At 66.5% G+C, this 14,876-nt stretch carries 12 protein-coding genes; 8 read left to right on the top strand and 4 right to left on the bottom strand.

The annotated features are described in order from the left end of the window. The first annotated feature begins 79 nt into the window (after positions 1–79). From hutU to hutH, 5 genes are all read left to right on the top strand, one after another. Positions 80–1,420: a urocanate hydratase gene (gene hutU / locus OCI36_RS10395; RefSeq protein ID WP_261665227.1), complete on the top strand. Its 1,341-nt coding sequence runs from the start codon at positions 80–82 to the stop codon at positions 1,418–1,420. A 70-nt stretch (positions 1,421–1,490) separates the two neighbouring features. Next, the gene (locus OCI36_RS10390; RefSeq protein ID WP_261665018.1) at positions 1,491–2,402 is read left to right on the top strand and encodes an arginase family protein; all 912 of its coding nucleotides are present in this window, start codon (positions 1,491–1,493) and stop codon (positions 2,400–2,402) included. Between the two features lie 4 nt (positions 2,403–2,406). Next, positions 2,407–3,630 (top strand): imidazolonepropionase, encoded by a 1,224-nt coding sequence (hutI, locus tag OCI36_RS10385; protein ID WP_261665017.1) that lies wholly within the window; start codon positions 2,407–2,409, stop codon positions 3,628–3,630. Between the two features lie 51 nt (positions 3,631–3,681). After that, on the top strand, positions 3,682–5,022 hold the full coding sequence (locus OCI36_RS10380; protein ID WP_261665016.1) for a YjiH family protein: 1,341 nt from the start codon (positions 3,682–3,684) through the stop codon (positions 5,020–5,022). A 100-nt stretch (positions 5,023–5,122) separates the two neighbouring features. Continuing rightward, positions 5,123–6,625: a histidine ammonia-lyase gene (hutH, locus tag OCI36_RS10375; RefSeq protein ID WP_261665015.1), complete on the top strand. Its 1,503-nt coding sequence runs from the start codon at positions 5,123–5,125 to the stop codon at positions 6,623–6,625. Positions 6,626–6,749: 124 nt separating this feature from the next. Here hutH and OCI36_RS10370 read toward each other — a convergent pair whose 3' ends face one another. Further along, complete coding sequence (locus tag OCI36_RS10370) at positions 6,750–8,843, bottom strand: MDR family MFS transporter (RefSeq protein ID WP_261665014.1); 2,094 nt, start codon at positions 8,841–8,843, stop codon at positions 6,750–6,752. After that, positions 8,840–9,358, bottom strand: coding sequence for a MarR family winged helix-turn-helix transcriptional regulator (locus OCI36_RS10365; RefSeq protein ID WP_261665013.1), 519 nt, complete (start codon positions 9,356–9,358; stop codon positions 8,840–8,842). The genes OCI36_RS10370 and OCI36_RS10365 overlap by 4 nt, the downstream gene beginning before the upstream one ends. A 218-nt stretch (positions 9,359–9,576) precedes the next feature. On the opposite strand from OCI36_RS10365, the gene OCI36_RS10360 reads away from it, so the two are divergent. Continuing rightward, positions 9,577–10,500 (top strand): LysR family transcriptional regulator, encoded by a 924-nt coding sequence (locus tag OCI36_RS10360; protein WP_261665012.1) that lies wholly within the window; start codon positions 9,577–9,579, stop codon positions 10,498–10,500. Positions 10,501–10,647: 147 nt separating this feature from the next. Here OCI36_RS10360 and OCI36_RS10355 read toward each other — a convergent pair whose 3' ends face one another. Together OCI36_RS10355 and OCI36_RS10350 are read right to left on the bottom strand one after the other, a co-directional pair. Next, positions 10,648–11,589 carry a carbon starvation CstA family protein gene (locus OCI36_RS10355; RefSeq protein ID WP_261665011.1) on the bottom strand — a complete coding sequence of 314 codons (942 nt, stop codon included), beginning with the start codon at positions 11,587–11,589 and terminating at the stop codon, positions 10,648–10,650. Next, positions 11,538–12,116, bottom strand: coding sequence for a carbon starvation CstA family protein (locus OCI36_RS10350; RefSeq protein ID WP_261665010.1), 579 nt, complete (start codon positions 12,114–12,116; stop codon positions 11,538–11,540). Before OCI36_RS10350 ends, OCI36_RS10355 begins: the two co-directional genes overlap by 52 nt. 294 nt (positions 12,117–12,410) lie before the next feature. On the opposite strand from OCI36_RS10350, the gene OCI36_RS10345 reads away from it, so the two are divergent. Continuing rightward, complete coding sequence (locus tag OCI36_RS10345) at positions 12,411–12,641, top strand: ferrous iron transport protein A (protein ID WP_261665009.1); 231 nt, start codon at positions 12,411–12,413, stop codon at positions 12,639–12,641. Next, positions 12,638–14,875, top strand: a complete 2,238-nt coding sequence (feoB, locus tag OCI36_RS10340; RefSeq protein ID WP_261665008.1) for a ferrous iron transport protein B — start codon at positions 12,638–12,640, stop codon at positions 14,873–14,875. Before OCI36_RS10345 ends, feoB begins: the two co-directional genes overlap by 4 nt. Position 14,876: the final 1 nt, after the last annotated feature.

The raw sequence follows: 14,876 nt of genomic DNA, 5'->3' as shown, positions 1-14,876 counted from the left end.
GGAAAAGGGTCTTGTGGCTGGTTTAACTCAGCGGCAGCATAGGAACACATCAAAATCCAAGGAGGAACCCCAGAAGACCCTGACCGAACCCCGTGTCATTCGTGCCCCGCGTGGCACCCAGAAAACCGCCAAAGGCTGGATTCAAGAAGCTGCCAAGCGCATGCTGATGAATAACCTCGACCCCGAAGTGGCCGAACACCCCGAGAATCTGGTGGTGTACGGCGGCCGCAGCAAGGCCGCCCGCAGCTGGGAAGCGTTCGACAAGATCGTGGAAACCCTCGACCGGCTGGAGAACGACGAAACCCTGCTGATTCAGAGCGGCAAGCCGGTGGCCGTGTTCCGCCCCTTCGCGCAGGCGCCGCGCGTCCTGATTGCCAACTCCAACCTGGTGCCGCACTGGGCCACCTGGGAAGAGTTCGACCGGTTGGACCAGGCCGGGCTGATGATGTATGGCCAGATGACCGCTGGCAGCTGGATCTATATCGGCACGCAGGGCATCTTGCAGGGCACCTACGAAACCTTTGCCGGAGCGGCCCGCAAGCACTTTGGCGGCTCGCTCGCCGGCACCATCACCGTGACTGCCGGCCTGGGCGGCATGGGCGGCGCACAGCCGCTGGCCGTCAAGCTGGCCGGCGGAGTGGCCGTCTGCATCGAGATTGACCCCACCCGCATCGAAAAGCGGCTGGAAACCCGCTACCTGGACGAGGTGGCCGATAACCTGCAGGACGCCATCAAGCGGGCCGAGGGGTACAAGGCCGAGGGCGTGGCCCGCTCTATCGGCGTGCTGGGCAACGCGGCCGAACTGGTGCCCGCTCTGGTGGACATGAACTGGACGCCCGACCTGATCACCGACCAGACCAGCGCCCACGACCCGATGTGGGGCTATATCCCGGTGATGCGCCCCGACGAGGACGCTTCCAAACTGCGCAGCGAGCACCCGGACGACTACCGCGCCCGGGCTTACGAGGCGATGGCGCGGCACGTGCGGGCCATTCTGGAGCTGCAAAAGCGCGGCGCGGTGGCTTTCGATTACGGCAACAACCTGCGCCAGCGCGCCTTCGAAGCCGGCGTGGAGGATGCCTTCAGCTACCCCGGCTTCGTGCCGGCCTTTATCCGTGATTCCTTCTGTGAGGGGCGTGGTCCCTTCCGCTGGGTGGTCGGCACCGGCATCGCCTCGGGCGCCGCGTGGATGAGCTTTCACCACGGCGGCGGCGTGGGTCTGGGCTTCTCGCAGCACTCCGGCCTGGTGGCGCTGGCCGACGGCAGCGACGAAGCCGCCGAGCGCCTGAGCCGCTGCCTGCTGAACGACCCCGGCATGGGCGTGATTCGCCACGCCGACGCCGGCTACGAACACGCGATCGAAACGGCGCAGGAGCGCGGCATCGACCTGCCCAGCCTGGGGATCAAGAACCACGAGTAAAAGCCCTACCGCCGACCTGCGGCAGCCAGAATCGCCGCAGGCCCCAGAACCCGGGAGAAGAACCTATCCCATGACTCAACCCACCCACCTCACCTATTCCGGCATTCCCACCTTCGCCCGCGCCCCGCTCGTCGCACCAGACGGCGACTGGCAGGCAGACGTGGCGGCGCTGGGCGTGCCGTTCGACATTGCGCTGGGCTTTCGCCCTGGCGCCCGCTTTGCGCCGCGTGCGTTGCGGGAAGCGTCCCTGCGAAGTGTGCCGCCTTTTACAGGGCTGAACGGCAAAACCCGCCTGCAGGGCGTGACCTTTGCCGACGCTGGCGACGTGATCCTGCCCAGTCTGGAACCGGAACTGGCGCATGAACGCACCACCGAGGCCGCCCGGCAACTGCGGGAGCGCTGCCGTCTGCCGGTCTTTCTGGGTGGCGACCACTCGGTGAGCTATCCGCTGCTGCAGGCTTTCAGCGACGTGCCTGACCTGCATGTGGTGCAACTGGACGCCCACCTGGACTTTACCGATGTGCGCAACACGAAATGGAGCAATTCCAGCCCCTTCCGCCGGGCCTGCGAAGCGATGCCCAACCTGGTCCACATCACCACTGTCGGCCTGCGCGGCCTGCGCTTTGACCCCGAAGCGGTGGCGGCGGCGCGGGCACGGGGCCATGCGCTCATTCCGATGGAAGACGTCACCGCCGACCTGAGCAGCGTGCTGGAACAGCTGCCAAAAGGGCAAAACGTCTATTTCTCGGTTGACGTGGACGGCTTTGACCCGGCCGTAATTCCCGGCACCTCCAGCCCCGAGCCGGACGGCCTGAGCTACGCGCAGGGCATGCAGCTGCTGGCAGCGGCGGCGCGGAACAATACGGTGGTGGGCCTGGACCTGGTGGAACTGGCCCCCAATCTCGACCCCAGCGGCCGCAGCGAACTGCTGATGGCCCGTCTGATCATGGAAACCCTGTGCGAGGTGTTTGATGCCCACTGATGTGATGCCCGCTGATTCTATGCCGGCCGAGACGCTCTACACCGGCATTTCCCAGCTGGCGACCCCCCGCCCCGGCCCCCAGCGCGGCGCCGAGATGGGCCGGCTGGAGATCACCGAGAACGCGGCGCTGCTGGTCCGCGGCGGCGTGATCGAGTGGGTCGGGCCCGCGGCACAGGCGCCGGCCACCGCAAACGTGGTGGATCTGGGCGGCCGGGCCGTGGTGCCGGGGCTGATCGATCCTCACACCCACGCAGTCTGGGCCGGCAACCGGCTGGCCGACTGGGAAGCCAAGTTGCAAGGCGCCACCTACGAGGAAATCCTGGCCCGCGGCGGCGGCATTCGCTCCACCATGCGGGCCACGGCGGCCGCCGGGCTGGACGAACTGGTGGCCCTGACCCACCCGCGCCTGGCTGCTCTGGTTGCTTCGGGTGCGGCCACCACCGAAGTCAAGAGCGGCTATGGCCTGGAATTTGGGGCCGAACTGCGGATGTTGCAGGCGGTGCGCGAGCTACAAGGCGAATTCGAGCTGTGCCCCACCCTGCTGATTCATGTGCCGCCCGAGGAAGGCCGCGCCTGCTACGTGCAGGGCGTGTGCCAAGAACTGATTCCCGAGGTGGCCCGGCAGGGACTGGCGCAGGCGGTGGACGTGTTCACCGAAAAGGAAGCCTTCACGGTGGAGGAAACCCGCGCCATTTTTCTGGCCGGGGCAGCCAACGGCCTTCAGCTCAAGTTGCACGCCGACCAGTTCCACGCCATCGGCGGCACCGAGCTGGCCTGCGAACTGGGCGCGCTGAGCGTGGACCACCTTGAGGCCAGCGGCCCTGCGCAGATTGCCGCGCTGGCCGCTTCGGACACCGTGGCGACGGTGCTGCCAGGCGTGACGCTGCACCTGCGCCTGCCCGCCGCCCCGGCCCGGCAGCTGGTGGACGCCGGCGCCTGCGTGGCAGTGGGCACCGACCTGAACCCCGGCTCCTCGCCGCTGTTCAGCACCCAGCTGGCGCTGGCACTGGCGGTGCGCCTGAATGGCCTGACTCCCGCCGAAGCCCTGAGCGCCTGTACCGTCAACGCGGCGCACGCCCTGGGCCTGAACGACCGTGGCAGCCTCAGCGCCGGCCAGCGGGCCGACTTCTGCGTGCTGAACGGTCCCGACTGGCGCGAGGTGACCTATACGCTGGGCGGCCAGGCGGTAGCGCAGGTGCAGCGGAGCACTCCTCTCTCTCATCCGTGACTTCGACTCCAGGCCGCTGAGCTGCCGGAGATAGCCCCAGGAGGCACCCCCATGTCCCAGCCTTCCCCCCGCACCACGCTTACCGGCTCGCCCCCGGCGTCCAACACTCTGAACCTGCTGCAACTGATAGGCTTCAGCGCCCTCGGCCTGCTGCTGTTCTTTGTTCCGGTCACGCTGGGTGAACGCAGCACCATCATCCCAGACCACCTCACCACGCTGCTGGTCACGCAGGCCCGCCCGCTGGCCGTGGGTCTGGTCCTGGCACTGATGGCCTGGGGCGCCGTTTCGCCGCTGCTGGACGGCCGGTTTCGCAGCAGCACCAGCGAGAAGGTCTTTACCTTTTTCAAGTGGCTGGGGCTGATTCTGGCCGGGCTTTATCTGACCCAGCTGGCACCCGCCTGGGCGATGGCGCCTGACATGCTGCCTTTTCTGTTCGAGAAACTGGCGCTGGTGGTGGGCATCCTGATTCCCATCGGCGCCCTGGCGCTCACCTTTTTGCTGGGCTTCGGTCTGCTCGAAGCGGTGGGTGTACTGATGGAGCCGGTGATGCGGCCACTGTTCCGCACGCCGGGCAGCTCGGCCATCGACGCGGTGGCGTCGTTCGTGGGCAGCTACTCCATCGGCCTGCTGATTACCAACCGGGTCTTTCTAGAAGGCAAATACTCGCTGCGCGAGGCGCCCATTATTGCCACCGGCTTTTCCACCGTCTCGGCCACCTTCATGGTGGTGGCCCGCACGCTGGGGCTGATGGACAGCTGGAACTTCTACTTCTGGTCCACCATGCTGATCACCTTCGTGGTCACGGCCGTGACCGCCTGGCTGCCGCCCCTCGCCGGGCTGGACGAGCACGAGGCCAACCCCGATCCGCAGCCACAGCCAGGCCACCGCGCCGCGCAGGCGCTGGAGGCCGGGCTGCAGGTGGCCCGCGCCCGTCCGCCGCTGGGCCAGATGCTGCTGGACAATCTGCGCGACGGCATCAATATGGCGTCGGTGGTGGCCCCTTCTATTCTGGCCATCGGGTTTCTGGGGCTGGTGCTGTCCAAGTACACGCCAGTGTTCGACGCGGTGGGGCTGCTGCTCAAGCCTTTCCTGTGGCTGACCGCGCTGCCCGGCACCGCCGCTCACTCAGGCGCCCTGGCTTCGGGGCTGGCCGAGATGTTCCTGCCAGCGCTGCTGCTCAAGGACGCCGACCTGGCAACCCGCTACCTGGCAGCCGTCACCTGCGTAAGCAGCGTGATTTTCTTCTCGGGCAGCGTGCCCTGTATGCTGGCCACCCGGATTCCGCTGGGCCTGGGCCGTCTGCTGCTGATCTGGCTGCTGCGGATCGGCCTGAGTATTGTGCTGGCCAGCCTGGTCTACCGGGTCGGCATAGCGGCCGGCTGGCTGGGCTGAGGCTCTCCCCGGCAGCACAGGACAGAAACGCTGAACTTCAATCCCCCGACTGGCTCAGCAGCATAATTTCGCAAAGAGAATTAGATCAAAAGGAGCCAATATGATTCTGGACAATAACCTCACTCTGGAGGGCTTTATCAGCGTGGTGCGCGGCTTTGAAAAAGTGGAACTTTCGGCCGCCGCGCGGGCACGCATTGAGCGGGCGCGGGCTGTCATCGAACAAATCGTGGAGGGCGACACGCCCATCTACGGCGTGAACACCGGCTTCGGCAAGTTCGAGAACGTGCAGGTCAGCCGCGAACAGCTCACGCAGTTGCAGCACAACCTGATCGTGTCGCACGCCATCGGCATGGGCCAGCCTCTGCCCCGCGAAGTGGTGCGCGGCATGCTACTGCTGCGGGCGCAGTCACTTTCTCTGGGGCATTCCGGCGTGCGCCCCGCCGTGGTCGAGGCGCTGCTGACCCTGCTGAACGCCGACGCCCTGCCGGTGGTCCCGGCTCAGGGCAGCGTGGGCGCCTCGGGGGACCTGGCCCCGCTGGCCCACCTGACGCTGGGGCTGCTGGGCCTGGGCGAGATCGAGTATCAGGGACGGGTGCGCCCCGCCGCCGAGGTGCTGGCCGAACTGGGCATGACCCCGCTGACCCTGCAGGCCAAAGAGGGCCTGGCCCTGATCAACGGCACCCAGCTGATGGGCAGCCTGCTGGCCCTGGCCCTGGCCGACGCCCGCACGCTGCTGGACACTGCCAACCTGGCTGCTGCCATGACGGTGGAGGCCCGCTACGGCTCGCACCGCCCCTTTCAGGCCGACGTGGTGGGCCTGCGCCCGCACCCCGGCGCGCTGGCGGTGGCCGGCGAGCTGCGCGGCTACCTGAAAGATTCCGAAATTGCCCCCAGCCACCTGACCGGCGACGGCCGGGTGCAGGACCCCTACAGCTTGCGGGCAGTGCCGCAGGTGCACGGCGCCACCTGGGACGCCCTGCCCCACGCCGAGCAGGTGCTGGCCACCGAGTTCGCCTCCGTGACCGACAACCCGCTGATTTTCCCGGACACCGGTGAAGTCGTCTCGGGCGGCAACTTTCACGGGCAGCCGCTGGCTGTGACCACCGACGCCCTCAAGGTGGCGGTGGCCGAGCTGGGTAGCATCTCCGAGCGGCGCACCGAGCAGCTGCTGAACCCTGCACTCAGCCGGCTGCCCGCTTTTCTGACCCCGCAGGGCGGCCTCAACAGCGGCTTTATGATCGCGCAGTACACGGCGGCGGCCTTGGTCAGCGAGAACAAAGTGCTGGCCCACCCGGCCAGCGTGGACAGCATTCCCACCTCGGCCAACCAGGAAGACCATGTCAGCATGGGCGCCCACGGAGCGCGGCAGCTGCGCGATATCGTGAACAACGTGGCGGGCGTGCTGGCCATCGAACTGGCCTGCGCGGCGCAGGGCCTGGACTTTCAGTCCCTCACTCCCGGCGTAGGCGTGGACCGCGCCTGGAAATACCTGCGTACCCTGATGCCCACCCTGGAAGGTGACCGCTATTTCCGGCCCGAAGTGCTGCGCATCCGCGAAGCGGTGCTGAACGGCGAACTGGTCGCGGCAGCGCGCGGCGAGTAAATTTCCGGCCAGCCTGCCAACCGCCTGAACCCTTCCCGGCCAACCTCCAGCAAAAAGAGCGCCCCTATTGCATCGGGGGCGCTCTTTCTTGGAACTTCGCTTGGGCGGTTACCGGCCGTAAAGCTCAGGCAGAGGTCGTGGGCGCCTCGGCTTCAGGCTGCTGGGCGGCGGCGCTGCGGCGGCTGACCAGCGGCAGCACCGGCACCAGCAGCGTGATGATCAGGCCGGCCACCGCGAACCAGATCGCACTGCCGAACATCCGGGTCATGGCGGCGGTGAAGCCTTCCTTCAGGCCGGTGTCCACCTTGTCGGCCAGCTCGGTGCCCTGCTTGTCCAGCCGGGTCTTGATGGTGGCCAGGGCCTTGTCCTTGGCCTGGCCGTAGACCTTGTCTTCCTGCGCCATCACAGCCTGGCTGACTTTGGCAGCCACCGCAGCCGAGCCCTGCGGGGTAGCGAAGGCCTGCGGCGGAATGGACTTGAGCTGGTCCTTGAGGGCCTGAGGCGTTTCGGCGTTGTTGAGCAGCACCTGCCGGCCCGCTTCGCCCTGGCTGAGGGCCGCTTTGATGCCGGCCGCCTGGGTGCTGAGCTTCTGGTGAACCTGCGCCTTCAGGCCGCCGGTCGCCAGCGTCTTCAGTTCGTTGGGCAGCTGCGGGTTGGCCTGAATGGCCTTGGCGGCGGCCTGATCCCCGTTCATGGCCTTCTCGATCTGAACGTACTGGTCGTTGAAGGCCTGCTTGATCTTGACGCCGGGGCCACCCTTGCCGGAACCGGCCGCGCGTAGGGCGCCGAGGTCGATGTTCTTGGTGTCCATCTGCGCGCCGGGCACTTCGGGCAGGTGCTTGGGCAGTTCGGTGTGCAGGTTGTTCATCAGCAGAGTGCCGAAGACGGCCGCGCCGATGGTGGAACCGATCTGCCGGAAAAACTGGCTGCTGGAAGTCGCCACACCCAGTTCACGTACCGGCACGGCGTTCTGAATTGCCAGGGTAAAGAGGCTCTGCGCCGGGCCCAGGCCCAGACCCACGATAAACATGCGCCAGTACAGGTCGGTGAGGGTGGATTCGGCCTGCAGGCCGGTCAGCAGCCACATGCCGAACACCAGCACGATGCCGCCGCCGATCATCCAGGGCTTGTAAGCGCCGGTCTTGGCCACCACGTTGCCGGCCAGGATGCTGGAGCCCATCAGGCCCGCCATCAGCGGCAGCATGCTCATGCCGCTCTTGGTGGGCGACACGCCCAGCACCATCTGCATGTACAGCGGCAGGAACATCACCACGCCGAAAAAGGCCATGTTGATCACGAACGAGGCCAGGTTGCCGGTGCGGAACATCGGAATGCGGAAGAGGCTGAGCGGAATGATGGGGTCCGAGGCCCGGCTTTCTGCGAACAGGAACGCCAGCAGGCTGACAAAAGCGCCGCCCAGCAGGCTGAGGATGGTGGTGCTGTCCCAGGGGTAAGTGATGCCGCCCCAGGTCAGTGCCAGCAGCAGCGGAATGGTGGCGCCCAGAATAAACAGCGCACCCAGGAAATCAATCTTGCCGCCACTGCGCTGGCCCAGACGCGGCATCTTGGCCACGATCAGGAACAGCGCCAGCAAGCCCAGCGGCAGGTTCACATAAAAAGTCCAGCGCCAGGACAGGCTATCGGTCAGGAAGCCGCCGATAATAGGCCCCAGCACGGCGCTCAGGCCGAAGATGGCCCCGAACAGGCCGCCGAACTTGGCACGCTCGGCCGGCTCGAACATATCGGCCAGGATGGTAAAGGCCGTGGTAAAGAGGGCGGCACCGCCAAAGCCGGCCACGGCGCGGAAGGCAATCAGCTGGTTCATGCCGCCACCCAGGAAATTGCCCAGGAACGGCTCGCCGGCCAGTCCACACAGGGCACTGCCCAGCAGGAACACCACAATCCCGAAAATCAGAACCGGCTTGCGGCCGTAGAGGTCCGACAGCTTGCCGTAAATCGGCACCATCACCGTGCCGGCCAGCAGGTAGGCGGTGGTCACCCAGGTGTAGAGGTTAAAGCCCTTGAGGTCCTCGATAATGCGCGGCATGGCGGTGCCCACCACGTTCTGGCTGAGGGCCGCCAGCAGGAAGACCACCATCAGCCCGGTCAGGGTGATTTTACGTTCGGCCTCGGTGTAGTGCGGCAGGGTATCTGCGGCAGCCGGCGCAGTGGCCGGGGTGGTTTCCTTTCCTTTTTCGGAATCGGTCAGTGCAGTCATGCAGTCTCCTTCTGGGCGGGGCTGGGGTGTGGAGGGGAAAGCGGGCTGGTGGGCAGGTCCAGGCTGGTCAGCACGTCAATGGCGTCCAGCAGGGCGCTCAGGCGGGCCGGGTCCAGCTGGCTGAGCCGCTTGCTGGTGTTGCGTTTGATGGCGTCCATCGCGCCGTCCAGCGCCTGATGTCCGGCGGGCGTCACCTGTAGCAGAATGCGGCGCGAATCGGCCGGGTCCAGTTGCCGCTCGGTATAGCCGAGGGTGCGCAGCTGTTCAAGGTAGCGGCTCAGCATGCTCGCCGGGAAATCCAGCCCTTCGGCAATGGTCTTGGGATGGCGCTGACCACGGCGAATGGCCAGCAGAATGAAATAAAGCCGCAGGTCCAGCCCGAACGGCACCAGCAGCGGAATCACGTCGGCCTTGATGCGGCGGTTGAGGCGCCACAGCCCACTCAGAAAACGCAGAATCTGCTCGTCGTGCAGCTGGTCGGGGGAAGGCGGTGAGGAGGGGGGGGATGTGGTCACAGCAGGTGGTCCTCCAGGCCGCGCCGTTTCTAGCGCGGCCACCAGTTTAGAAATTGGATACGCCCCCAGAGGAGGCGCCGTTGAATTTAACCTACGCCTATTATTGACTTTAGTCAACTATTTTCGCCGGTTAAAAGTTGCCGGGCGGATATTGGCGCTTGCTATGACAGCCGCAAATCGGCAGCTGGGGTATTGGCAGAAGCGATAAAGTGAGCCATATGAAAGTCAGTTCGGACCAACTGGTCGCCTTTTCGGTGGTGGCGGAGCTGGGCAGTGTCAGCCGCGCCGCAGAGCAGCTGAACCTCAGTCAGCCCACCGTGAGCAGTCAGCTGCGGGCCTTGCAGGAACAGCTGGGCGAGGCGCTTTACCGCCGCCGGGCGCACGGGGTGGAACTGACGCCGGCCGGCGAACAGCTGCTGCCCTACGCGCACGCAGTGGACCGCGCCCTGCGGCAGGTGGGCGACCATATCGCCGGAGTGCAGGAGCGGCCCGAACGCATTCTGAAACTGGGGCTGTCGTACTCGCTGGGGCGGCGAGCTTACGGGTTGGTAACGGCCGGGGCCGAGCAGCGCCTGCACCTGCAACTGTTGGCCGGCGATTCCAGCACCCTGGCCGGACTGGTGCTGAGCGGCGATCTGGACGCCGCGCTGGTACTGGGGCCGGTGTCGGTGCCCACCGACAAGCTCGATATTCAGCAGATGGGCGAGGACGATCTGGTCGCAGCGCTGCCGGCCGGGCACCCGCTGGCCGAGCTGCGCTACGCCCCGCTGCACGCTCTGAAAAACGAAACGTTTCTGTGGGCGGTAAGGACCTCGTCGGTGCGGCGGCAGTCGGAGCGGCTGCTGCAAGGTGCCGGCCTGACCCCGCATAGCCTGGAACTCGGCAGCCTGATCGGGGTGCGTGAGGCGCTGCTGGACGGCCACGGCGTGGCCCTGTTGCCACGCGAGTTCGTGCAGCGCGAACGCGACCTGGGCCTGATCGCCACCCTGGGCCTGGAAGCCCCGCTGGTGGGGGTCAACCAGCTGCTGATTGCGCCGCCCCCGGCCATGCAGGGCCCCGAACATCACGCCCTGACCACCTTTCTGCGGGGCAGCACCCAGCTTGCCGGCGAGGAGAGCGGAAGCCTTCGCCTCCCCGGCTGAGCGGCGGCCGCTCTTTTCCTATCCGCTGACCGTTCCCCGCCGCCCATTGTCCAGCACCCGTTGTCCGGCACCGGGCAATCACCAAGCAGGGCCGCCTTCTCCATTCCGGAGCAGCAGCCCTGTCTGAACTTGGTAGTGCTCTGAGGCTCAGTCGCCGGCCGCAGCCGTGGGCACCCGGACCGGGCCAGCCGGCTCGTCTACCGGCACCACGGCGGGGCCACTGCCGGCCAGCTGCCGGCGGGTACCGGCAAAGAAAGCGGCAGTAAAGGCGGCCGTGATTACCAGGCTACCGGCGATAGACAGCGTGCGCGCCAGCCCGAAGCCGATCGGGGCGTTCAGGATATAGGTGAAGGTCACAGCGGTCATGAACATGGCAGGCAGCAGTGCCACCCAGAAGTTCTTGCGCGAGAGGGTCAGGTACACCGCGCCCACCCACAGCGCGATCATGGCGGTGGACTGGTTGGCCCACGAGAAGTAGCGCCACAGGATATTGAAGTCCACCTGCGTCAGCACGGCGGCAATCACGAACATGGGCAGCGCGATCATCAGGCGCTTGCTGATGTGCTGCTGACCGATATTCAGATAATCCGCGATAATCATACGGGCGCTGCGAAAAGCGGTGTCGCCGGAGGTGATTGGCAGCACGATCACGCCGATGATGGCAAGCGTGCCGCCCACCGCGCCCAGGGTGGTGGTCGCCACCTGACTGACCACGGCGGCGGGGCCGCTGGCCTTGAGCAGGGCGTTCAGGCTCTGGCCGTCAAACAGGCTCATGGCGGCGGCGGCCCAGATCATGGCAATTACGGCCTCGGTGATCATCATGCCGTAAAAAATGGCGCGGCCCTGGCTTTCACGCTGGGTGATGCGGGAAATGATGGGTGACTGCGTGGCGTGAAAGCCCGACAGCGCCCCGCAGGAAATGGTCAGAAACAGCAGCGGGAAAATCGGCACGTTGTCGGGGTGCAGGTTCTGCAGGGTCAGCTCGGGGATGGGAGCGCCGCGCAGAATCAGCGACCCGCCGATGCCCACCGCGCTGATCAGCAGCAGTAGCCCGAACGCTGGATACAGCCGCCCGATGATCTGGTCCACCGGCAGCAGGGTGGCCAGGATGTAAAATCACCGCCGTGACCAGCCCCAGCGTGACCCAGGCCGGCGAGATGCCCACGATCAGGCCAGCCGGCGCCGTCACGAACACCGTGCCTACCAGCACCAGCAGCAGCAGCGCCAAAGGCATTGACCACATGCCGGAAGGCTTTGCCCAGGTATTTCTCGGCCAGCGCGGGCAGGTGCGCCCCGCCGTTGCGGATAGAAATCATTCCGGTCAGGTAGTCGTGAACGGCCCCGGCAAAAATCGAGCCGAAGACGATCCACAGAAAAGCCACCGGCCCGTAGAGGGCACCCATGATCGGCCCGAAAATGGGGCCTACACCGGCAATATTCAGCGGCTGAATCAGCGAATTGCGGCCCTCGCCCATCGGCACATAGTCCACACCGTCGGCATGGGTCAGTGCCGGGGTGGGGCGGCCATCGTTGGCCTGAAACATCCGTTCGATCCAGGCACCATAGGTGAAATAGCCCACCACCAGAATCACCAGTGAAACCAAAAATGTGATCATATTTTATCTTCCTTTATGTTGTAGTGACGTGACAATTTAGCATGAGGACACGTTTTGCCTGCTTGAGAATGTTCGAGAATGAGGGACAGCGGCAGAAACATGAGAAGAATCAGGCACCCTGAAGGACAGAACGAAAGCGGATGCAAAAAGGAACAACGGGAATGGCTGCCGGACCGGTCGGTCAGCTTCCAGACGGCAGAAAAGGCCACTGGCCCCTTGCAATCCCTACAAATCGGAGTAGTCTGGTCAGGTATTCGCCAGTTGCCCTTCTAGCCGGCCACAGGAACTTTCCCTATGACCAGACAAACCGCTGCCCAACTGCCTGCCGGCCAGCCTGCCCATGTGGTGGGCATCGACCGCTCACACCCCCTGCGCCGCCGCCTGTTGGAGCTGGGCTGCATTCGTGGCGCGCCCATCCGGGTGCTGCGCGCCGCTCCGGGCGGCGACCCGGTCGAACTGCGGCTGGGCGGCACCGATCTGGCGCTGCGCCGCGCCGACCTGCAAGCTATTGAGGTGAGCTGGTGACCACTTTTATTCCGCCGCGGCCGGGCGACGACTTACCTGCCAACCTGCCAGACGCCTGCCAGGACACGCTGGAGCGCCTGCGCGCCGCGGCCCGCCCCCGGGTGATGGTGACCGGCAACCCCAACGTGGGCAAGACCACCCTGATCAACGCGGTGGCCGGCACCGAGCTGAAAGTGGGCAACTGGGCCGGCGTGACGGTGGAAAAGCGCGAAGCGGCGCTGAACCACCGCGGCCGCCCACTGCTGCTGCTGGACCTGCCGGGCGCGTACTCGCTCAGCCCGCATACCCCCGAGGAACTGATTACCCGCACCGCCCTGCTGGACGAGGCGCCCGAAGCAGTTATCAACGTGCTGGACGCCGGCAACCTGGAGCGTAACCTCTACCTCACCCTCAGCCTGCTGGACTTCGGGCTGCCGGTCAGCGTGGTGCTGAACCTGGTAGATGAGGCCCGCGACAAGGGGATTCAGGTGGACGCAGCGGCGCTGGCGCGGCAGCTGGGCGTGCCAGTCATCGAGACGGTGGCCAGCCACAATCAGGGCGTGGACGAGGTCATCGAAACGGCGCTGTTCGCCTCGCAGCCGGGGCAGCCGGTGCGCTACCCGGCCGCCGTTGAGGACGCGGTGCGGCAGCTGACGGGCGGCATGGAGGCGGTCACGACCCTGCCGGCACACGCCCGGCGTTACCTGGCGCTGGCGCTGCTGGAAGGCGACCCCAGCCTGCGCAGCCGCCTGGTCGCCACCGGGCACGCCGAGCTGACAGCGCAGGCCGACGCCCTGACCGAATCGCTGGAAGCCCAGGGTCTGGACCCCCTGATCGACATCGCCGAGGCCCGCTACGCCCGCGCCCGCGACATCGCGCAGCTGGCTACCCCCACCTACGAGGCGCGGCGCACCCTCAGCGAGCGGCTGGACGCGCTGACCCTGCACCCGCTGCTGGGCCTGCCCGTTTTCTTCGCGCTGCTGCTGCTGGTTTTCCGCCTCACCTTCACCGTAGCGGCGCCCTGGGTGGACCTGATCGGCGGGCCGCTGTTGGAAGTGGTCAGCGTCTGGGCGGCCGGGCTGCTGGCCGGCTTGCCGCTGCTGCGCGACCTGGTGGTGGGCGCCATCCTGCCGGGGGTGGGCACGGTGCTCAGCTTCCTGCCCACCCTGCTGGTGCTGTACCTGGCGATGGCCTTTCTGGAAGACAGCGGTTACATGGCCCGGGTCGCTTTCCTGATGGACCGATTGATGCGCTCGGTGGGGCTGGACGGCCGCGCCTTTATTCCCCTAATCCTGGGCTTCGGGTGCAACGTGCCGGCCGTGTCGGCCACTCGCACGCTGGAACACCGCAGCGACCGCATTCTGGTCAGCATGATTCTGCCGTTTATGAGCTGCTCGGCGCGGCTACCGGTGTACGTGATTTTCGCGGCGGCGCTGTTTCCCAAATCGGGCAGCTGGCTGGTGTGGGGGCTGTACGTGCTGGGCATGCTGGTGGCGCTGGCCTTCGCCTGGGTGCTGCGTCGCACCACCCTGCCGGCTGAGGGCAGCGGCGTGCTGCTGGAACTGCCGCCCTACCGCTTCCCGGCCTGGCGGGTGCTGTGGAAACACGCCTGGCGCCGCACCGCCAGCTTCGCGCGCCGCGCCCGCACCACTGTGCTGGCGACCGTGACCGGCGTCTGGCTGCTGCTGTCGCTGCCGGCCACCGCCGGGGCCAGCTTTGCCAGTGTCAACCCGGCCGAATCGGTCTTCGGAATGGTCAGCCGCTGGCTCTCGCCGCTGTTCGCGCCGCTGGGCTTCGGTGACTGGCAGGCGACCGGCGCCCTGATTCCCGGCTTCATCGCCAAGGAAGTGGTGGTGGGCACCCTGGGCCAGATTTACCTGGGTGAACAGGCCGCCGCCGCCGCGCCGCTGGGCCTGCTGGCCGGTTTGCAGCAGGCGGGCCAGGCCCTGTGGGACACCGTGAACGCCACCCTCGCCGCGCTGCCCGGATTGATTGCGCTGCCTTCGCTGAGCGCCAGCAGCAGCGCCGAAGTGGGTTCCCCACTGGCCGCCGCGCTGGCCCAGGCTTTCACGCCCGCTTCGGGGCTGGCTTATCTAGTGTTTGTGCTGCTGTACACGCCCTGCGTGGTCACGGTGGGTGCCATTGCCCAGGAACATGGCCGCCGCATTGCCTGGATCACGGTGGCGTATCAGCTGGTCACCGCCTGGGTGGCTGCCTTCCTCACCTACCGCACCGCGCTGGCCTTCTGGGGCTGAA

Origin of the sequence: Deinococcus sp. Marseille-Q6407, assembly GCF_946848805.1 — a bacterium.
Classification (GTDB): domain Bacteria; phylum Deinococcota; class Deinococci; order Deinococcales; family Deinococcaceae; genus Deinococcus.
Note: the sequence above shows the minus strand (reverse complement) of the source record. Positions and strands in the feature narration are given on the sequence as shown.